The organism is Antiquaquibacter soli, from assembly GCF_030580675.1.
In the GTDB taxonomy this organism is placed as follows: Bacteria; Actinomycetota; Actinomycetes; order Actinomycetales; family Microbacteriaceae; genus Rhodoglobus; species Rhodoglobus soli.
The window spans coordinates 288313-308170 of record NZ_JAUQUB010000002.1; the positions used below are offsets into that span (position 1 = coordinate 288313).

The 19858-nt window shown below is 69.8% G+C and carries 13 protein-coding genes; 8 read left to right on the top strand and 5 right to left on the bottom strand.

Going from position 1 to position 19858, the window contains the following annotated elements:
* Nucleotide 1 precedes the first annotated feature (1 nt).
* Both Q5716_RS11380 and Q5716_RS11385 read right to left on the bottom strand, forming a co-directional pair.
* Nucleotides 2-1048, bottom strand: coding sequence for a LacI family DNA-binding transcriptional regulator (locus tag Q5716_RS11380; RefSeq protein WP_305003259.1), 1047 nt, complete (start codon nt 1046-1048; stop codon nt 2-4).
* 21 nt (nt 1049-1069) lie between these two features.
* On the bottom strand, nt 1070-1516 hold the full coding sequence (locus Q5716_RS11385) for a SprT family zinc-dependent metalloprotease (RefSeq protein ID WP_305003260.1): 447 nt from the start codon (nt 1514-1516) through the stop codon (nt 1070-1072).
* Between the two features lie 103 nt (nt 1517-1619).
* Between Q5716_RS11385 and Q5716_RS11390 the strand changes: the two genes are divergently transcribed.
* Nucleotides 1620-1796 carry a hypothetical protein gene (locus tag Q5716_RS11390; protein ID WP_305003261.1) on the top strand — a complete coding sequence of 59 codons (177 nt, stop codon included), beginning with the start codon at nt 1620-1622 and terminating at the stop codon, nt 1794-1796.
* Here Q5716_RS11390 and Q5716_RS11395 read toward each other — a convergent pair.
* Nucleotides 1793-2917 carry a PQQ-dependent sugar dehydrogenase gene (locus tag Q5716_RS11395; protein WP_305003262.1) on the bottom strand — a complete coding sequence of 375 codons (1125 nt, stop codon included), beginning with the start codon at nt 2915-2917 and terminating at the stop codon, nt 1793-1795. The two genes, Q5716_RS11390 and Q5716_RS11395, sit on opposite strands and share 4 nt — an antisense overlap.
* Before the next feature lie 45 nt (nt 2918-2962).
* Nucleotides 2963-3790 (bottom strand): spermidine synthase, encoded by an 828-nt coding sequence (locus Q5716_RS11400; protein ID WP_305003263.1) that lies wholly within the window; start codon nt 3788-3790, stop codon nt 2963-2965.
* Nucleotides 3791-3859: 69 nt separating this feature from the next.
* Between Q5716_RS11400 and Q5716_RS11405 the strand changes: the two genes are divergently transcribed.
* The 3 genes from Q5716_RS11405 to Q5716_RS11415 are packed head-to-tail and all read left to right on the top strand — an operon-like array spanning nt 3860 to nt 5640.
* On the top strand, nt 3860-4216 hold the full coding sequence (locus Q5716_RS11405; RefSeq protein WP_305003264.1) for a group I truncated hemoglobin: 357 nt from the start codon (nt 3860-3862) through the stop codon (nt 4214-4216).
* Nucleotides 4217-4220: 4 nt separating this feature from the next.
* Complete coding sequence (speB, locus tag Q5716_RS11410) at nt 4221-5222, top strand: agmatinase (RefSeq protein ID WP_305003265.1); 1002 nt, start codon at nt 4221-4223, stop codon at nt 5220-5222.
* Nucleotides 5223-5271: 49 nt separating this feature from the next.
* Entirely contained in the window at nt 5272-5640 is a 369-nt protein-coding gene (locus tag Q5716_RS11415) for a group I truncated hemoglobin (RefSeq protein ID WP_305003266.1), read from the top strand.
* Between the two features lie 11 nt (nt 5641-5651).
* Here Q5716_RS11415 and Q5716_RS11420 read toward each other — a convergent pair whose 3' ends face one another.
* A complete protein-coding gene (locus Q5716_RS11420; protein WP_305003267.1) occupies nt 5652-8309 on the bottom strand; it encodes a LuxR family transcriptional regulator in 2658 nt (885 codons plus the stop codon).
* 190 nt (nt 8310-8499) lie between these two features.
* Between Q5716_RS11420 and Q5716_RS11425 the strand changes: the two genes are divergently transcribed.
* The 4 genes from Q5716_RS11425 to Q5716_RS11440 all read left to right on the top strand — a co-directional run bounded on the left by Q5716_RS11425 (nt 8500) and on the right by Q5716_RS11440 (nt 19793).
* Nucleotides 8500-10377: a cadherin-like domain-containing protein gene (locus Q5716_RS11425; protein ID WP_305003268.1), complete on the top strand. Its 1878-nt coding sequence runs from the start codon at nt 8500-8502 to the stop codon at nt 10375-10377.
* Nucleotides 10378-10530: 153 nt separating this feature from the next.
* Nucleotides 10531-12075 carry a glucoamylase family protein gene (locus Q5716_RS11430; protein ID WP_305003269.1) on the top strand — a complete coding sequence of 515 codons (1545 nt, stop codon included), beginning with the start codon at nt 10531-10533 and terminating at the stop codon, nt 12073-12075.
* Between the two features lie 257 nt (nt 12076-12332).
* Nucleotides 12333-15857, top strand: coding sequence for a DNA-directed RNA polymerase subunit beta (rpoB, locus tag Q5716_RS11435; protein ID WP_305003270.1), 3525 nt, complete (start codon nt 12333-12335; stop codon nt 15855-15857).
* 54 nt (nt 15858-15911) lie between these two features.
* The gene (locus Q5716_RS11440; protein ID WP_305003271.1) at nt 15912-19793 is read left to right on the top strand and encodes a DNA-directed RNA polymerase subunit beta'; all 3882 of its coding nucleotides are present in this window, start codon (nt 15912-15914) and stop codon (nt 19791-19793) included.
* Nucleotides 19794-19858 lie beyond the last annotated feature (65 nt).

The window sequence follows — 19858 nt, forward strand, 5'->3', positions numbered from 1 at the left end:
GTCAGTTCAGCCGGGGCGTCGAGTCCCGCAGCACGACCGAGGTCGGCAGGATGCTGCCCGGCGCCCCCGGGACGCCGTGCGCGATCCGGCCGACCACCTCGGCGGCGAGGTCGGCGATCGGCACGTGCACCGTCGTCAGCCCGGGCACGACGTCGCGAAGGGTGCGGATGTCGTCGAAGCCGGCGACCGAGATGTCCTCGGGGATGCGGAATCCGCGCCCGCGCAGGGCGGCGACCGCCCCGAGCGCCATCTCGTCGTTGACGGCGAAGACGAGCCGGGTGCCGGCGAGCACGTCGTCTCCGAGGCGCTGGACCGCGTCTCGAGCGCCCTCCCAGCTGAACGCGCTCGGGATGACGCGGTCGTCGTCGAGCTCGATGCCGGCGTCCGCGAGCCCCGCCCGGAAGCCGGCGACCCGGTCCTGGGTCGCGACGAGCTCGGGCTCGCCGGCGAGGACGAGGAAGTCCCGGTAGCCGAGCCGCGCGAGCGAGGCCCCCAGCTGTCGCGCCCCGCCGGCGTTGTCGAAGTCGACGCTCTCGAACGGGAGATCGCCGCGGCTCACGGTCACGACCCTGCCCCCCGACTCGATCACCATGTCGAGCTCGGCGCGCAGCGTGCCGGTGAGGGCGGCGTCGCGGTACCCGGACCCCGCGAGCACGATCGCCCGCGCGTGCTGCCCGCGCACCTCCCGGACGACCTCGAGCTCGCGCTCGATGCGGCGCTCGGTGACGATGACGCTCACACGGAGCCCGGCGCTCTCCGCCTCCGCCATCATCGCGGCGGCCATCGACGAGAAATAGGCGTCGGCGATGTCGCTCACGAGGAGGGCGATCGTCGTCGTCCTGCCGCGCGCCACGGCTTGCGCCTGGGTGTTGGGCACGTAGTTGAGACGGGCCGCGGCTTCGAGCACCCTCTGCTTGAGGGCCTCGTCGACGCGGCGGGCGCTCCCGTTGAAGGCCCTCGACGCCGTCGACTGCGAGACCCCGGCAGCACGAGCCACGTCCGACAGGGTGACGGGTCGGACGCGGTCTCCCGAGGAGGGCTGAGGCACCCCCTCAGGCTATCGCCCGGTCTACCGTCGCACCCACGTGATCGCGTTCGTCGGGTCGTACCGGCGGGAGCACTTCGCGCAGGAGAGCGGCCGGGTCGGCTTGCGGTAGCGGTGCACGACGTGGCCCGCGGGGCACGTGCCCACCCACGGGGCGAGATCCTCGGCGACCGCACCGTCGTGGAGCCGCTTGCCCTCGTAGCCGATCGATCGCGCGATCGCCTTCCACTTCGGGCCGTGGCCGGCCCGGTTGCCCGCCATGGCGTGCGCGACCTCGTGCAGCAGCACCTGGTGGATCTCGTCGTCCTCGTAGCGGGCGGCGAGGTACCGCGACACCGAGATTCGCTTCGTCGTGTAGTTGCACAGACCGGCGCGCGTCTTCGCATTGTCGAAGCCGAAGCTCCACGAGTCATCCAGGTGGAGCGAGATGAGGGTGCTCGCCCACGTGCGTACGCGCAATAGATCAGCCACTCATCGAGGCTAACCCGGCGGCAGCGGGCATCCGGATTGCAGGAAGGTTGCGGGGGATGATCGCCCCCTGTGGACAGCGGATGCTCTCCGTAGCGTTGCTCCCGTGAATCAGACAGAAGCCGACGAGCGGTTCGTTCTCCCCGAGGAGCGCATCGACCTCGATGCGGGATTCGGGCGGCTCCGACTCACCGAGCGCAGGCGGGACTTCGAGGCCGGACGGTCGGGTGGTCTCGGGATGGCCCTCGAGTCCCTCCTGCGCGGAGTATCGAACCTGCGCTAGCCGACCGGCGCGACGTCGAACTGCAGGATGCGATCGTCGCCGGCGCGCATGGTGCCCCGGCCGTCAGTGTTGTTCGTCGCGAACCACAGCGAACCGTCCGGGCCGGGGACGATGTCGCGGATGCGCCCGAACTGTTCCGTGAAGTGCTCCTGGATCACCCCCGTCGACGGCACGATCGACCAGACCCGCTCGCCGCCGAGTCCTGCGAGGAAGAGCGTTCCCCGGTAGTAGGCGAGCCCGCTCGGGCTCGCGTCGTCGGTGGGCCACTGCGCGACCGGGTCGGTGTACCCGGCGACCCCGCCGACGCCCTCGACGACCGGCCAGCCGTAGTTCGCGCCCGGCTCGATGAGGTTGAGCTCGTCCCAGGTGTCCTGGCCGAACTCGGCGGCCCACAGCCGGCCCTCGTCGTCCCACGCGATGCCTTGCGGGTTGCGGTGCCCGAGCGAGTACACGAGCGAGCCGGGGAACGGATTGTCGTCGGGCACGTCCCCGTCGAGCGTCATGCGCAGGATCTTGCCGTTGAGGCTCGAGGGATCCTGCGCGAGCGAGGGCACCGAGGCGTCGCCGACCGTGGCGTAGAGCATCCCGTCGGGCCCGACCTTGATGCGACCGCCGTTGTGGTTGCCCGCCTTGGCGATGCCGGTGAGGATGTCGGTGCCCGCGCCGAGGGAGTACCCGTCGAACGCGTTGCCGAGCAGCTCGAACTTGACGATCCGGTTGTCGGTGGCGGTCGTCAGGTAGGCGTAGAGGAACGAGTCGACCACCTCGATGCCGAGGAGCCCGCCCTCGCCCGCCGCGACGACGTCGGGCACGACCGCGACGTCGCGCAGGGCGCCGGAGGGGGTGAGCTCGCGGACCACGCCGCGGTCCCGCTCGCTGATGAGGGTCGATCCGCTCGCGAGCGGCACGATCGACCACGGCACGTCGAGCCCCTCGGTGATCGTGCCCACGCCGCCGGTGGGCATGACCGGCCCGAGACTCGCGGGGTCGACCGTGGGCGTCGGGCTCGGCGACGGCGACGAGGCGGACGGGGTCGGGGTGGGGGCAGGAGCGGCGGCGCAGCCCGCGAGGGCGAAGCCGGAGGCGAGCAGCAGGCCGGCGGTCACGGTCGATCGGCGCATGCTTCATCCCACCACGACTGGGCTGAGGATGCACCCACAACCGGCTCAGTCCGAGCCGGGCCTCACCTGGAAGATGCTCTTCGCCGGCGGCGGTGACGGGAGGGCCGTGGCATCCGTGACGACCGCAGCGGACCCGATGAACTCTCGCAGCTCGGCCTCGTCGACGACCTTGGAGGGGTGGGGTCCGGCGGCGAGCAACCGCGGCATCCAGTCGAGCGGCAGCGGCGACGGCGACGCGACGAAGACGATGTTGCCGAACCGGCGGCCCTTGAGGATCTGCGTCTCGGCGAGCGCGGCGACGTGGCCGAACACCTCTGACAGGGTCGCCGCCTGGCCGCGAGCGAACGCGAGGCCGGGTCCGTCCGCGATGTTGGCGAGCAGGATGCCGCGAGCCGACAGCAGTCGCGCCGCCGAGCGGTAGAACTCCACCGACGTCACGTGCGCGGGAGTCCGCGCCCCGCTGAACACGTCCACGACGAGGAGGTCGACCTGGCCCGTGAGTCCGGCGGGCAGCTTCTCGAGCACCTCGCGGGCATCCCCGTGACGGACCCGGATGCTCGCCCGCGACGACCACGGAAGCTCCTGCCGCACGAGCTCGACGAGCTCCGACTCGAGCTCCACGACCTGCTGCCGCGACCCGGGGCGGGTCGCCTCGACGTAGCGGGGCAGCGTGAGGGCGCCCGCCCCGAGGTGGACGGCGGTGATCGGTTCGCCGGGCATCCCGATCTGGTCGATGACGTGCCCCATGCGCTGCACGTACTCGAAGAACAGTTGGGTGGGGTCGTCGAGGTTGACGTGGGACTGCGGGGTACCGTCGACAGTGAGCGTGTACGCGCCGGGAACCCACTTGTCGGGCGTAATGACGGCGTGCATGCCACTATGGGTCAGCGTTCTGTGCGGAAAGTCAGCCACCACATGACACTGCCACACCGGGAGGTTTTCGTGTCCGTCTTCGACAAACTCGGGGGAGAAGCGGCGATCGCGCTCGCCGTCGACGACTTCTCCGCGCGGATGACCGCCGATCCCGAGCTCGCCGGTTGGTTCGAGGAGCTCGACCTCGAGGCCCTCAAGCACCACCAGCGCGCCTTCCTCGCGGTCGCCCTCGGCGGCCCGGAAGAGTACAGCGGCCGCAGCATGCGCACCGCGCACGCCGGTCTCGGCATCACCGATCACGCCTACACGCGAACGGTCGCGCACCTCGCCGACGCGCTCACCGCGCTCGGGGCGGACCCCGAGCTCGTTGCCACGGTCGTGCGCCGGGTCGAGCTCATGCGCGCCGCGATCGTTGACATACGGTGAGTTCATGACCGAGCCATCCCGCCCCGTCCCGCCGGGGCTCCGCGCCCAGCTCGACTCGCAGTCCTACCTCGGCCCCGCGACGTTCGGCATGCGCCCCCTCCTCACCGAGCCCGAGCAGCTCGACTCCTGGCAGCCCGACGTCGCTGTCATCGGGGCGCCGTGGGACGACAACACGACGTTCCGGCCGGGAGCGCGATTCGGCCCCCGGGCCCTCCGCGCGAGCACGTACGACCCGGGCACGTACCACCTCGACCTCGGCGTCGAGATCTTCGACCACCTCGAGGTCGTCGACTACGGCGACGCGATCATCAGCCACGGCATGTGGGAGCTGTCGAAAGCGGCGATCGAGCAGCGCGTCGGCGAGGTCGTCGACCGCGGGATCATCCCGTTCGTCCTGGGCGGCGACCACTCGATCACGTGGCCGACGGCGACCGCGGTCGCGCGGCACCACGGTTTCGGGAACGTCGCGATGATCCACTTCGATGCGCACGCCGACACCGCCGACATCCTCGAGGGAAACCTCGCCAGCCACGGAACGCCCATGCGCCGCCTCATCGAGTCGGGGGCGATCCCCGGCGAGAAGTTCATCCAGGTCGGCCTGCGCGGCTACTGGCCGGGCGAGGACGACCAGAAGTGGATGCGCGACCACGGCCTGAAGCACTTCATGATGCAGGAGTTCTGGGAGCGCGGCGTCCACGCGGTGCTCGCCGATCTCATCGCGGCGGGTCGGGAGCGCGGCGACAAGGTCTACATCTCCATCGACGTCGACGTGCTCGACCCCGCCCACGCCCCCGCGACGGGCACCCCGGAGCCGGGAGGCTTTGCGACGATCGACCTCCTGCGCATCGTGCGCGCGCTCGTGCTCGAGTTCGACGTCGTCGGCTTCGACGTCATGGAGGTCGCCCCGGCGTACGACCACGCCGACCTCACCGTCAATGCCGCTCACCGGCTCATCTGGGAGGCCTTCGCGGCGCTCGCCGTGAAGCGGCGCGATGCCGGGAACTGAGTAGTGGTTGCTCAGGTCGCCGCGACGACAGCGCCCTAGGCTCGAACCCATGAGCGTGTACGACGAGGTGGGCGGCGCCGCCGGGGTCAAGGCGGCGGTGACCGTGTTCTACAACCGGGTGACGGCGGATGACTCGCTGGCGCCCTGGTTCGAGGGCGTCGACCTCTCCCGGCTCAAGGCCCACCAGCGCGCGTTCCTCACCGCGGCCCTCGGAGGCCCCGAGCTCTTCGCCGGCCGCGACCTCGAGGTCGCGCACGAGGGGCTCGAGATCACCCCGGAAGCATTCGACGCCGTGGTGCAGCACCTCGCGGTCGCGCTGCACGACCTCGGCGTCGGCGACGACGCCATCGGCGAGGTGCGCGCCCGGATCGCGGTGCTGCGCGACCGGGTCGTCTCGCTGCAGACCGCCGCGGACTAGCCGAGGGCGGTTCAGCGCAGCGACGCGGCCTTGAGCTCGTGCCGACCGCGGATGCCGAGCTTGCCGTACAGCGACTGCAGGTGGTTGTCGACGGTCCGCGCCGAGAGGAAGAGCCGATCGGCGATCTCCTTGCTGCTCAGACCCTGAGCCGCGAGCGCGCCGATCTCGCGCTCGCGCCGGGTGAGCGGGCTGAGCTCCTCGGTGAACTGCAGCAGGGGGGTGGATGCTCCGCCGCACGCCCGGGCGTGCTCGTCCGCCGACGCCTGCAACGACACCGCCGCCCGGTGCTCCTCCGCCCGCCGCGCCGCGCGCGCGGCCGACGCGAACGCCTCCGCCGCGAACAGCCGTGCTCCGGACGCCGCCCACTCCTCGGCGACGGCGACGAGCCCGGCTCGGTCGCCCGTCGCCTCGGCCGCCGCGTGCCGGGCCTGCCGGTCGAACAATGCGCTGCCCGTCTCGCGGGCGAGTGCGGCGAGCAGGGGGGCGGCGTCCGCCGCGAAGCCGAGCCGGGTGAGGTGGAAGAGCATCACGGCCTCGAGGTAGCGGTGACCCGGGCGGCCGAAGCGCTCGGCGCCGCCGAGCAGCGCGGTGCGGGCGGCCGCGGCATCCCCGCTGAGGGCGCTCAGCCACGCGCGGGCGATCACGGCGCCGGGGACGTGGTCGGCGGGATCGGGAACGGTCGCGAGGGCGTCGCGCGCGGCCGCGGCGTCGCCGCGCGTGGCGAGCGTGATCGCGAGTCCGCACGCGGCGGGAACGTGGAGGCTGATGGGGCCGAGTGACAGGGCGCCGCTCATGGTGTCGAGATTCCAGCGCTCCGCGGCGTCGAGGTTGCCCCGCTCCCACTCGATGCGCGCGAGGAGGAATTCGATCGACCGCGCCACGATCTCGTCGTCAGCGACGAGCGACTCGAGCAGAGCCGACGTCGCCGACTGCAGCGCGCCGTCGAGGTCGCCGACGTGGAGCTGGACGGTCGCGAGCGTGGCGAGCGTGTTCGCCACGGTAAGCCCCGGGATCGCCGCCCCGTTGGTCGCCCGCGCGAAGTCGAGGGCGAGCCGGGCATCCCGCAGGGCCTCGTCCGTTCGCCCCAGGGCCGCGTGCGGCTGGGCTCGGGCAGAGGCGATGAGCGCGCGCTCGGCAGGGGAGTCCCCGAGCTCCACGTCGAGCCGGGCGAGCAGGGCGTCGGCCTCGATCGCGCGATTCTGGTAGAGCTCGATGAGGGATCGGGTGAGCACGAGCCCCACGTCGGGGGAGTCGAGCGACTGCTCCGCGGCGGCGACGACGCCGAGCCCCGCTTCGAGGCCGTCGTGGATGCTCGCGTGCGCCATCGCCGTCGTCGCGGCGATGGCGGTGCGCAGCTCCGGCGGCGCGTCCTCGGGGCGCGAGCGCGACAGGACAGCGAGCGCGTCGGCGGCCCGGCCCATCCTGAGGAGCGCCTCGCCCTGGAGGAGGAGCAGGTCGGGCCGGTCCCCGGCGACGCGGATGGCCGCGGCGGCGAGCCGGTCGACGGTCGCGTGGTCGCCCGCCTGTCGGGCGAGGCGCGCGGCGCTCGCGAGGAGCTCGGGGTCGGTCGCGCGACCCGCCTCGAGCCGCCACATCACGACGCGCAGGTCGTCGCTCGCGCTCGAGCGGTCGGCCTCGAGGATGCCGGCCTGCTCGAGGAGCACGTCCGAGACCCGCAGCCGGCTGAGCGAGCCGACGACCGCCCCCGCGTACTGCGGGTGCACCAGTCGCGCTGCGAGACCTCGCGGGCCGTCACCGAGCGCGACGATCCCCGCGGACTCGAGTCGGATGACAGCGGCCCGAGCGCCCTCGGCGCGCAACTGATCGACGGGCAGCTCGCCGCACAGCGCGAGCCGCTCGACGACGTCGCGCTCCGCGTCGTCGAGGTGGCGGAGCCGCGAGAGGATGAGGTCGCGGAGGGCGGGAGTGCCCACCGGCTCGCCGATGAGCTGCCACACCCCGGCGCGCTCGACGAGTCGCTCCGCCTCGAGGGCGCCGATCGCGAGCTCGCGGAGGAACAGCGGGTTGCCCGCCGTCGACTGGTGCAGCTCGACGGCCGTGCGGTGGGCGACGGCTCCGCCGAGGACGTCGGCGAGCAGGGCCTCGTAATCGGGCACGGTGAGCGGCGGCACGTCGACGCGCAGCGCAGCGTCGGCCGACCAGAGCGTCATGATCGGGTCGGGGAGGGGCTCGCCGTCGCGGACGGTCGCGAGGAGCCGAACGGACCCGGAGGCCACGAGCTGGGCGATGAGTGTCGTGGAGAGCGGGTCAAGGAGCGAGAGGTCGTCGACGACGAGCAGCGCCGGGCGGCCGGCCGAGGCATCCCTAACCGCCTCGGTGGCCCGCCGGAACAGCGCGCCGGCGTCGGTCGCGACCGCGTCGAGGGCATCGCGCCCGCTCGCGAAGAGCGGGGTGAGGGCGCCGAGCGGCACCGTCGCCATGATGGTGCTGGCCGTGACGGGGAAGGATGCCCAGCCGGTCGCCACGAGGGCCGCCGCGACCTCCGCCGCGAGCCGCGACTTGCCGACCCCCGAAGGGCCGTAGAGCACGGCGACGCGAGCGCCGTCGCCCGCCAACCAGCGGCGGAGCCGGTCGACGAGCGCTCCGCGGCCGACGAGCGGCCACCGGCTGTCGGCCGCTCGGGTGCCGGTCGGTGCGGAGCGGGTCACGGGTGCCTCCTCGGGCGGATGAAAGGGATTCTAGCGACGGGCGGAGTAAGTAATCGGCGGCGACTGAGTAACGGCGTCGTCGAGATTGAGCAGCACCTCCCCATCCGGCGCCCGGGGGGTCGACGGCACTGTTGTCGATGTGCCCATCGGCACACCGACCCCTCATCCTCAACACTTCCGAAGGACGATCATGCCTGCTCCGCTCGAGTCGCCCGCACGCCGCTTCCGGCCCGTGGCGATCACCCCCGACCCCCTCCGCATCGGCGCGATGATCCTCGTGATCATTCTCACGATCGGCTTCAGCCTCTGGGCCGTGCTACCCGCCTTCGCCGACGACCCCGTCGACCTCCCCCCGGTCGCTGCCGACGACTACTTCTCCGGGACCGAGGACTCCGTCATCACCGGCAGCGTGTGCGGCAACGACTCGGACCCGGAGGCCGGCGACCTCGACGCCGTCGGGTGGGGCACCCCGTCCGCCGGCGGCCAGCTCGACTACAACGGCTCGAGCTGCGAGTTCTGGTACTACCCGCCGGCGGGCTTCTCCGGCGTCTCGACGTTCACCTACTTCGCCCACGACCACGTGCAGTCGAGCATCGCGCCCGCGACGGTCACGGTCGAGGTGACGCCCGTGGACGACCCGGCTCCCGTCAACACCGCGCCCGTCGCGGTCGACGACTACTACTCGACGCCGGCGGGCGAGACCCTCACCGCGCCCGTCTCGATCCTCGCGAACGACACGGACGCCGAGGGCGACGCCCTCGTCGTCGACTGGAACTCTGGGCCGCCGTCGGGGCTCCTCACCCTCGACTCGGGGACGGGCCTGTTCACCTACGTTCCTGCTGCGGGCTACTCCGGCCCGGTCACCTTCACCTACTACGTCTACGACGGCACCGACACGAGCAACTACGCGACCGTGACGATCACCGTCATCGACGACGACCCGGACGTCAACCACGTGCCCGTCGCGGTCGCCGACGCCTACGTCACCGGCAAGAACCAGAAGCTCGTGATCCCGGCCCCCGGCGTCGTCGTCAACGACACCGACGCCGATGGGGATCCGCTGATGTTCTCCCTCACGGCGCCCGTCGGCGGCAAGCTCCCCGGCGAGATGCTGCTCAACGACCTCGACGGAACGATGTACTACACGCCCCCGACGGATTTCACGGGAACGCGTACCTGGAGCTCGCGGGCGTGGGACGGCATCGACTACTCCGCGCCGGTGGACCTCGTCATCGAGGTGACCGAGGAGCCCGTCGACTACGCGGAACCGGTCGCCGTCGACGACGAGTACTCGGTCGTGACGGGGACGACGCTCTCGGTGCCCGCGCCCGGGATTCTCGGCAACGACTCCGACGCCGACTCGGGCTTCAGCCTCACGTCCTACATCGTGCCCGACCACGGCGCGATCACCTCAATGTCGCCGCTCACCGGTGCCTTCGAGTACGTGCCCGCCGCCGGGTTCGTCGGCGACGACAGCTTCACGTACGTCGCCGTCGACCCGCAGGGCGGCGAGAGCAACTCCGCGACCGTCATCATCCACGTCCTCGCCGAGGTCCCGGCGCCCGAGGCGGGCGCGCCGGTGGCGATGGATGACGCGTACACCGTCGCCGAGGGCGGCACGCTCTCGGTGTCGAGCCTCCTGGGCGTGCTCGTCAACGACTCCGACCCCGACGGCGACCTGCTCTCCGTCTCGGGAACGAACGACCTCTCGGACGGAACGCTCTCGGTGGATCCTTCGGGCGGCTTCGACTACACGCCGTCGGCCGGCTTCACGGGTGACGCGACGTTCGAGTACCGCGTGACGGATGGCTCGAACCTCTCCGAGTGGGCGACGGTGACGATCACCGTGACCCCCGCGGAGTCGGCTCCCGAGCTGCCCACCCAGCCGGACGGCCCGGGCGACGCACCTAGCGGGGCGTCGGACGGCTCGCCGACGGGCACCGGCGCGGCGGGCCTGGCGTCGACGGGCAGCAGCGTGAGCGCCCTCGCGGCGTTCAGCGCGCTCCTGCTCGTCGCGATCGGGGCGGTGGTGATGCGGCGCGGCCGTGCTCGGAGCGGCGTCCGGTAGCGCGCATCCCCTCCCCGGGAGCGGGGTAGCCTCTGGTCGGGCTGCCCCGCTCCTTCGCGTGTCGGGTACCCGACCGTTTCCCGATCCGCAACCCCTTGCCCCCCGAACGGGGGTCATGCTTGCCTGAGAGCACGGAGAACAAGGGAGTTTCCAGTGCGCTCACGATTCCGCATCCTCGTGCCCACCGTGCTCGCCGCGGTCGCGCTCGTCGCCACCCCGCTCGCCGCCCACGCGGGCGGAGGCGGCCATCCCGACGGCGACGTCGCCACCCTCGAGCGCTACGCCGCGGACACGTGGGCGTCTCTCGTGGCGATGACCGACGAGGCGACCGGCCTGCCGTCCGACAACATCGAGGGCGACCTCTCGGCGCCGTCCGCGTACACGTCGCCGACGAACATCGGCGGCTACCTGTGGTCGACAGTCGTCGCCCGCGACCTCGGCATCATCGACCGCCACGAGGCGCGCGACCGGCTGACGACGACGCTCTCGACTCTCGCCTCCCTCGAGAAGCACGAGCCGAGCGGCATGTTCTACAACTGGTACTCGCCGGCGGACGGCTCGAAGCTCACGACCTGGCCGGACAGCGGCGACGTCGTGCATCCCTTCCTCTCCACCGTCGACAACGGCTGGCTCGCCGCCGCTCTGCGCGTGGTGGCGAAGGCGGAGCCGAGCCTCAAGCGCGAGGCGCTCGCCCTCTACGACGCGATGGACTTCTCGTGGTTCCACGACCTGAGCGCCCGCGAGGGCGTGAGCCTCAACCGCGGTGGCTTCTGGGTGGACCCGCCGGGCGACGGATGCGCGGTGCCCGGCAACTACGCGGGCTCCGGGCCCGACGTCTACTACACGTGCCACTGGTACGACACGACGGTGAGCGAAGCGCGCATCGCGACCTACATCGGCATCGCCAACGGCCAGATCCCCGCGACCGCCTATTACGGCACGTACCGCACGATGCCCGACCAGGGCTGCGACTTCGGCTGGCAGGAGCAGAAGCCCGTCGGCGAGACCCGCGAGTACCTCGGGGTCAGCGTCTTCGAGGGAACGTACGAGTATGCGGGGATGCGCCTCGTGCCGTCGTGGGGCGGCAGCATGTTCGAGGCCCTCATGCCCGACCTGTTCGTGCCCGAGGCCGAGTGGGGGCCGAGGTCGTGGGGCCTCAACCACCCGGCGACCGTGGAGGCGCAGCGCTGGCACGGCATGGAGGAGGCCGGCTACGGCTACTGGGGATTCTCGCCCGCGAGCGACCCGTTCGCGTCCTACCGCGAGTACGGGGTCGAGCACCTCGGGATCAGCTCCGACGGCTACGCGAGCGACGCCGAGTCGACGGACGTCGACACCGGGTACGAGGGATGCCGCGACGCGACCAATCCCGACCCCGCCTTCGGCGACGGCGTCGTGACGCCGCACGCCGCCTTCCTCGCCCTTCCCTACGACGAGGATGCCGTGCTCGAGAACCTCGCCGGGCTCGAGAACGACCTCGGCGCGTACGGTCCGGGCGGGTTCTACGATGCGGTCGCGGTGGGCAGCGGCACGATCGCGGACCGGTACCTGTCGCTCGACCAGTCGATGATCATGGCCGCGATCGGCAATGCGCTGCTCGATGACCGGCTCAAGGACTACTTCGTCGACAAGCGGTTCGAGCGAGCCATCCGACCGCTCGTCGAGGCGCAGGTCTTCGGCACCGTGCTGGTTCCCTGAGGCCCTCGAAGGGACGCCGCCCCGCGCTTATAGCCGATCCAGCGAATCAGGTCAAGAAAAAGCTTGCAATGGCGCGTCGAACCGGCCTATAGTTGTTCTTTGCGCTCCCAGACACCCATGCCGTCATATTGTGGACAGCTGGCGCGCCCCGAGTATAGCGGCGGGGCAAATCTTTCGTGGGTCCTGGTGAGTCTTCCATTGCCGACCGTCATTTGATGACATGAGGGCCCTCGAGAGGGTCCACGGAGGTTAGTTCCTTGGCTGCTGCGCGCACCGCGTCCACCAAAAAGTCCCCCAAGAACGGCCGGAACGCATCCCGGCTCTCGTTCGCCAAGATCACCGACACCCTGACGGTTCCCGATCTGCTCGCGCTGCAGACCGAGAGCTTCGACTGGCTCGTCGGGAACGACGTCTGGAAGGAGCGCGTGGCCGCCGGTGAGGCCGCCGGGCGCACCGACCTCGCGACCCGCAGCGGCCTCGAGGAGATCTTCGAGGAGATCTCCCCGATCGAGGACCTCGGCGAGACCATGCAGCTCTCCTTCGCCGAGCCGGAGCTCGAGGAGCCCAAGTACTCGATCGACGAGTGCAAGGAGCGCGGCAAGACCTACGCCGCGCCGCTCTACGTGAACGCCGAGTTCATGAACCACCTCACCGGTGAGATCAAGACCCAGACGGTCTTCATGGGCGACTTCCCGCTCATGACCGAGAAGGGCACCTTCATCATCAACGGCACCGAGCGCGTCGTCGTGTCGCAGCTCGTCCGTTCGCCCGGCGTCTACTTCGACCGCACGCCCGAGAAGCTCTCCGACAAGGACATCTACTCGGCCCGCATCATCCCGAGCCGCGGTGCCTGGCTCGAGTTCGAGATCGACAAGCGCGACCAGGTCGGCGTCCGCATCGACCGCAAGCGCAAGCAGTCGGTGACCGTCTTCCTCAAGGCCCTCGGCCTCACGAGCGAGCAGATCCTCGAGGAGTTCAAGGGCTTCCCGTCGATCGAGCTCACCCTCGAGAAGGACGCCATCCTCACCAAGGAGGAGGCGCTCAAGGACATCTACCGCAAGCTCCGTCCGGGCGAGCAGGTCGCCGCCGAGGCCGCCCGCGCGCTCCTCGACAACTTCTACTTCAACCCGAAGCGCTACGACCTCGCCAAGGTCGGCCGCTACAAGATCAACCGCAAGCTCGGTCTCGACACGGACATCAAGGAGTCCGTGCTCACCATCGAGGACATCATTGCGACGATCAAGTACCTGGTCGCCCTCCACGACACCTCGTCGCCCATCGTCACCGTGCACGACAACAACACGGCGACCATCAAGGGCGTCCGCGACGGCAAGAAGGTGGATGTCCGGCTCGACGTCGACGACATCGACCACTTCGGCAACCGCCGCATCCGCGCCGTGGGCGAGCTCATCCAGAACCAGGTCCGTACCGGACTGTCCCGCATGGAGCGCGTCGTCCGCGAGCGCATGACCACTCAGGACATCGAGGCGATCACGCCGCAGACCCTGATCAACGTGCGCCCCGTCGTCGCCGCGATCAAGGAGTTCTTCGGAACGAGCCAGCTGTCGCAGTTCATGGACCAGAACAACCCGCTCGCCGGCCTCACGCACAAGCGCCGCCTCTCGGCCCTCGGCCCCGGCGGTCTCTCGCGTGAGCGCGCGGGCGTCGAGGTCCGCGACGTCCACCCGTCGCACTACGGCCGCATGTGCCCGATCGAGACCCCGGAAGGCCCGAACATCGGCCTCATCGGCTCGCTCGCCTCGTTCGCGCGCATCAACGCGTTCGGCTTCATCGAGACGCCGTACCGCCGCGTCGAGAACGGCAAGGTCACGTCGAAGATCGACTACCTGACCGCGAGCGAGGAGGACGACTTCATCGTCGCCCAGGCCAACGCGCCGCTCACCGCCGACTCGCACTTCGCCGAGCCCCGCGTGCTCGCGCGCAAGAAGGGCGGCGAGGTCGACCTGATCCCCGTCGACCAGATCGGCTACATGGATGTCTCGCCGCGCCAGATGGTGTCGGTCGCGACCTCGCTCATCCCCTTCCTCGAGCACGATGACGCGAACCGCGCCCTCATGGGTGCGAACATGCAGCGTCAGGCGGTGCCGCTGCTGCGCAGCGAGTCCCCGCTCGTCGGAACCGGTATGGAGGGCTTCGCGGCCATCGACGCCGGCGACGTCATCACCGCCGAGAAGGCCGGTGTCGTCTCCGAGGTGTCGGCCGACGTCGTCACCGTGCAGCTCGACGAGGGCGGCACGCAGGACTACTACCTGCGCAAGTTCGACCGCTCCAACCAGGGCACGAGCTACAACCACCGCGTCATCGTGAGCGCGGGCGACCGCGTCGAGGCCGGTCAGGTCCTCGCCGACGGCCCCGCGACGGAGAACGGCGAGCTCGCGCTCGGCAAGAACCTCCTCGTCGCGTTCATGCCGTGGGAGGGCCACAACTTCGAGGACGCGATCATCCTGTCCCAGAACCTCGTGAAGGACGACGTGCTCTCGTCGATCCACATCGAGGAGTACGAGGTGGATGCCCGCGACACGAAGCTCGGCAAGGAGGAGATCACCCGTGATCTCCCCAATGTGAGCCCGGAGCTGCTCGCCGACCTCGACGAGCGCGGGATCATCCGCATCGGCGCCGAGGTCCGCCCCGGCGACATCCTCGTCGGCAAGGTCACGCCGAAGGGCGAGACCGAGCTGTCGGCCGAGGAGCGCCTGCTGCGCGCCATCTTCAACGAGAAGAGCCGCGAGGTGCGCGACACCTCGCTCAAGGTTCCGCACGGTGAAGAGGGCACGATCATCGCGGTCAAGGAGTTCAACGCCGACAACGACGACGAGCTCGGCTCGGGCGTCAACCAGCGCGTCGTGGTCTACATCGCCCAGAAGCGCAAGATCACCGCGGGCGACAAGCTCGCCGGTCGTCACGGCAACAAGGGCGTCATCGCGAAGATCCTGCCCGTCGAGGACATGCCGTTCCTCGCGGACGGCACGCCGGTCGATGTGATCCTCAACCCGCTCGGCATCCCCGGCCGCATGAACTTCGGCCAGGTGCTCGAGACCCACCTCGGGTGGGTCGCCAAGCAGGGCTGGGAGGTCGAGGGCAACCCGAAGTGGGCGGCCGAGCTCCCCGAGTCCGCGCGCAGCGCGGCACCCGGCACGAAGGTCGCGACCCCCGTCTTCGACGGTGCGCTGGAGGAGGAGATCGCCGGTCTCCTCGACTCGACCCTCAAGACGCGCGACGGCGAGCGCCTCATCGACTCCTCGGGCAAGACGCGACTCTTCGACGGTCGCTCGGGCGAGCCGTTCCCGGACCCGATCTCGGTCGGCTACATGTACATCCTGAAGCTGCACCACCTCGTGGACGACAAGATCCACGCGCGGTCGACGGGCCCCTACTCGATGATCACCCAGCAGCCGCTCGGTGGTAAGGCGCAGTTCGGTGGCCAGCGATTCGGCGAGATGGAGGTGTGGGCGCTCGAGGCCTACGGTGCCGCGTACGCCCTCCAGGAGCTCCTCACGATCAAGTCCGACGACATCCTCGGCCGCGTCAAGGTGTACGAGGCGATCGTCAAGGGCGAGAACATCCAGGAGCCGGGCATCCCCGAGTCCTTCAAGGTCCTCATCAAGGAGATGCAGTCGCTCTGCCTGAACGTCGAGGTCCTCTCGGCCGACGGCACCGCGGTGAACCTGCGCGACACGGATGACGAGGTCTTCCGCGCCGCGGAGGAGCTGGGCATCAACATCTCCACGCGCTTCGAGTCGTCGTCGATCGACGAGATCTAAGCCGGCCGATACACAGAGTTTCGAAGACAGAAGTTTCGAAGAGAGAAGACACAGTTGCTCGACGTTCACGCGTTTGACGAGATCAAGATCGGCCTCGCGACTGCTGACGACATCCGTCGTTGGTCGCACGGTGAGGTCAAGAAGCCCGAGACCATCAACTACCGCACCCTGAAGCCCGAGAAGGACGGCCTGTTCGGAGAGCAGATCTTCGGGCCGTCCCGCGACTGGGAGTGCTCGTGCGGCAAGTACAAGCGAGTCCGGTTCAAGGGCATCGTGTGCGAGCGCTGCGGCGTGGAGGTCACCAAGTCCTCCGTCCGCCGCGAGCGCATGGGCCACATCGAGCTCGCCGCCCCGGTCACCCACATCTGGTACTTCAAGGGAGTGCCGAGCCGCCTGGGCTACCTGCTCGACATGGCGCCGAAGGACCTCGAGAAGGTCATCTACTTCGCCGCCTACATGATCATCTCGGTGGATGAGGAGGGCCGTCACCAGGACCTCCCCGGCCTCGAGAACGAGATCCGTCTCGAGATCAAGACGCTCGAGGGCCAGCGCGACGCCCGCATCGCGGACCGTCTCGCCCGCCTCGAGGAGGACCTCGCGGCGCTCGAGGCCGAGGGTGCCAAGGCCGACCAGAAGCGCAAGGTCAAGGACGGCGCCGAGAAGGAGATGGGCCAGACCCGCAAGGCCTTCGACGAGCAGATCGCCCAGCTCGAGCGCGTGTGGGATGACTTCCGCAACCTCAAGGTCGGCGACCTGAAGCCCGAGGACTCGGTGTTTCAGGAGCTGCAGGACCGCTTCGGCATGTACTTCGAGGCCTACATGGGCGCCGAGGCCATCCAGAAGCGCCTGCAGGCGTTCGACCTGGATGCCGAGAGCGAGAAGCTGCACGACGAGATCGCCAACGGCAAGGGCCAGAAGAAGATCCGCGCCATCAAGCGCCTCCGGGTCGTCAACTCCTTCCTGCAGACCGGCAACTCGCCGGCGGCCATGGTGCTCGAGGTCGTCCCGGTGATCCCGCCGGAGCTGCGCCCGATGGTGCAGCTCGACGGCGGCCGCTTCGCGACCTCCGACCTCAACGACCTCTACCGTCGTGTGATCAACCGCAACAACCGACTCCGCCGCCTGCTCGACCTCGGTGCCCCCGAGATCATCGTCAACAACGAGAAGCGCATGCTGCAGGAGGCGGTCGACGCCCTCTTCGACAACGGCCGTCGCGGTCGTCCCGTCACGGGCACCGGCAACCGCGCCCTCAAGTCCCTGAGCGACATGCTCAAGGGAAAGCAGGGCCGCTTCCGCCAGAACCTGCTCGGCAAGCGCGTCGACTACTCGGGCCGTTCGGTCATCATCGTCGGTCCGCAGCTCAAGCTGCACCAGTGCGGTCTGCCCAAGCAGATGGCGCTCGAGCTGTTCAAGCCGTTCGTCATCAAGCGCCTCATCGACCTCAGCCACGCTCAGAACATCAAGAGCGCCAAGCGCATGGTCGAGCGGTCGCGCCCGCAGGTGTGGGATGTGCTCGAGGAGATCATCCGCGAGCGCCCCGTGCTGCTCAACCGCGCCCCCACCCTGCACCGCCTCGGCATCCAGGCCTTCGAGCCGCAGCTCGTCGAGGGCAAGGCCATCCAGCTCCACCCGCTCGTGTGCGCGGCGTTCAACGCCGACTTCGACGGTGACCAGATGGCCGTCCACCTCCCCCTCTCGGTGGAGGCGCAGGCGGAGGCGCGCGTGCTCATGCTCGCGAGCAACAACATCCTCAAGCCGTCCGACGGCCGCCCGGTGACGCTCCCGACGCAGGACATGATCATCGGCCTGCACCACCTGACCACCCTCAAGGAGGGTGCGACCGGTGAGGGCCGCGCGTTCGCGTCCGTCGCCGAGGCGATCCTCGCGCACGACCAGCACACGCTCGACCTCAACGCGAAGGTGCGGATCCGTCTCGACGGCATCCACTTCGCCGAGGGCCAGGCGCCGGAGGGCTTCGAGGAGGGCAAGACCGTCCTGCTCGAGACCACCCTCGGTCGCGCGCTCTTCAACGAGGCACTCCCGGCGGACTACCCCTACGTGGAGGCTGTGGCCGACAAGGGCCAGATCTCGGCGATCGTCAACGACCTCGCCGAGCGCTACCCGAAGGTCGAGGTCGCCGCGGCGCTCGACCGGATCAAGGACGCCGGGTTCTACTGGGCGACCCGCTCGGGTGTGACCGTGTCGCTGTCCGACATCGTGACCCCGCCGACGAAGCCCGCGATCATCGCCGGCTACGAGAAGCAGGCCGCGAAGGTCCAGGACCAGTTCGACAAGGGTCTGACGACCGACGCGGAGCGCCGCCAGGAGCTCATCGAGATCTGGAACAAGGCGACCGCCGAGGTGGCCACCGCGATGCAGGAGAACTTCGCCGCCGACAACAACATCAACCGCATGGTGTCGTCGGGAGCGCGTGGTAACTGGATGCAGGTGCGCCAGATCGCCGGTATGCGCGGCCTCGTGTCGAACCCGAAGGGTGAGATCATCCCGCGTCCGATCGTGCACTCCTACAAGGAGGGCCTCACCGTGGCCGAGTACTTCATCTCGACCCACGGTGCGCGCAAGGGCCTCGCCGACACCGCTCTGCGTACCGCTGACTCGGGCTACCTGACGCGTCGACTCGTCGACGTCTCGCAGGACGTCATCATCCGCGAGGACGACTGCGGCACGACCAAGGGCCTCGAGCTCGTGATCGCGACGAAGGATGCTGACGGCAAGCCCGTCCGCGACCCCAACGTCGAGAACTCGGTCTACGCCCGCAGCCTCGCCGAGGACGCGGTCGACAGCAAGGGCAACGTCGTCGCCCCCGCGGGCAGCGACGTCGGCGACGTCCTCATCGACACGCTCATCGCCGCGGGCGTCGAGCACATCAAGGTGCGCTCGGTGCTCACGTGCGAGTCGGCCGTCGGTGTCTGCGCGGTCTGCTACGGCCGTTCGCTCGCGACCGGTCTGCTCGTCGACATCGGCGAGGCGGTCGGCATCATCGCCGCCCAGTCGATCGGCGAGCCCGGCACCCAGCTGACGATGCGTACCTTCCACACCGGTGGTGTCGCGTCGGCGGACGACATCACGCAGGGTCTTCCCCGCGTGACCGAGCTCTTCGAGGCCCGCACCCCGAAGAGCGCGTCGCCGATCGCCGAGGCCGCCGGCCGCATCTCGATCGAGGACACGGACCGCACCCGCAAGGTCATCCTCACGCCGGACAACGGCGACGAGCCGATCGCCTACCCGGTGCTGCGCCGCGCGACCCTCCTCGTCGAGGACGGTCAGCACGTCGAGCTCGGTCAGCAGCTGCACGTCGGAAACCTCGACCCCAAGGAGGTCCTCCGGGTCAAGGGCGTCCGCGCGGTGCAGCAGCACCTCGTCGACGGCGTGCAGGGCGTGTACCGCTCGCAGGGCGTGCCGATCCACGACAAGCACATCGAGGTCATCGTCCGTCAGATGCTGCGCAAGGTCACCGTCGTCGACCACGGCGACACCGAGCTGCTCCCGGGTGAGCTCGTCGACCGTCAGAAGTACAACGAGATCAACCGCGCCGCTCTCACCGAGGGCAAGCAGACGGCATCCGCCCGCCAGGAGGTCATGGGAATCACCAAGGCCTCGCTCGCAACGGAGTCGTGGCTGTCGGCCGCGTCGTTCCAGGAGACCACGCGTGTTCTCACGCAGGCCGCCATGGAGGGCAAGTCCGACCCGCTCATGGGTCTCAAGGAGAACGTCATCATCGGAAAGCTCATCCCGGCCGGTACCGGCCTGGCGCGCTACCGCGACGTCTCCGTCGAGGCGACCGACGAGGCGAAGGCGGAGCGGTACCCCAACCGCATCTTCTCCGACGACTTCGGCGTGAGCGAGTCCGACCTGAGCTTCGTCGACTTCGACAGCTTCAGCTCCGACGACTACACCCCGGGCACCTACAACTAAGGCGACCCGAACGACGGCCCGTCACCCTCCGGGGTGGCGGGCCGTCGTCGTTCGTGCGGCGGGTG

Excerpts from the sequence above, each read along its gene's own strand:
- speB (WP_305003265.1), top strand. The coding sequence starts at position 4,221 with ATGACCGAGCCATCCCGCCCCGTCCCGCCGGGGCTCCGCGCCCAGCTC.
- Q5716_RS11425 (WP_305003268.1), top strand. The coding sequence starts at position 8,500 with ATGCCTGCTCCGCTCGAGTCGCCCGCACGCCGCTTCCGGCCCGTGGCG.
- Q5716_RS11415 (WP_305003266.1), top strand. The coding sequence starts at position 5,272 with ATGAGCGTGTACGACGAGGTGGGCGGCGCCGCCGGGGTCAAGGCGGCG.
- Q5716_RS11395 (WP_305003262.1), bottom strand. The coding sequence starts at position 2,917 with ATGCGCCGATCGACCGTGACCGCCGGCCTGCTGCTCGCCTCCGGCTTC.
- Q5716_RS11400 (WP_305003263.1), bottom strand. The coding sequence starts at position 3,790 with ATGCACGCCGTCATTACGCCCGACAAGTGGGTTCCCGGCGCGTACACG.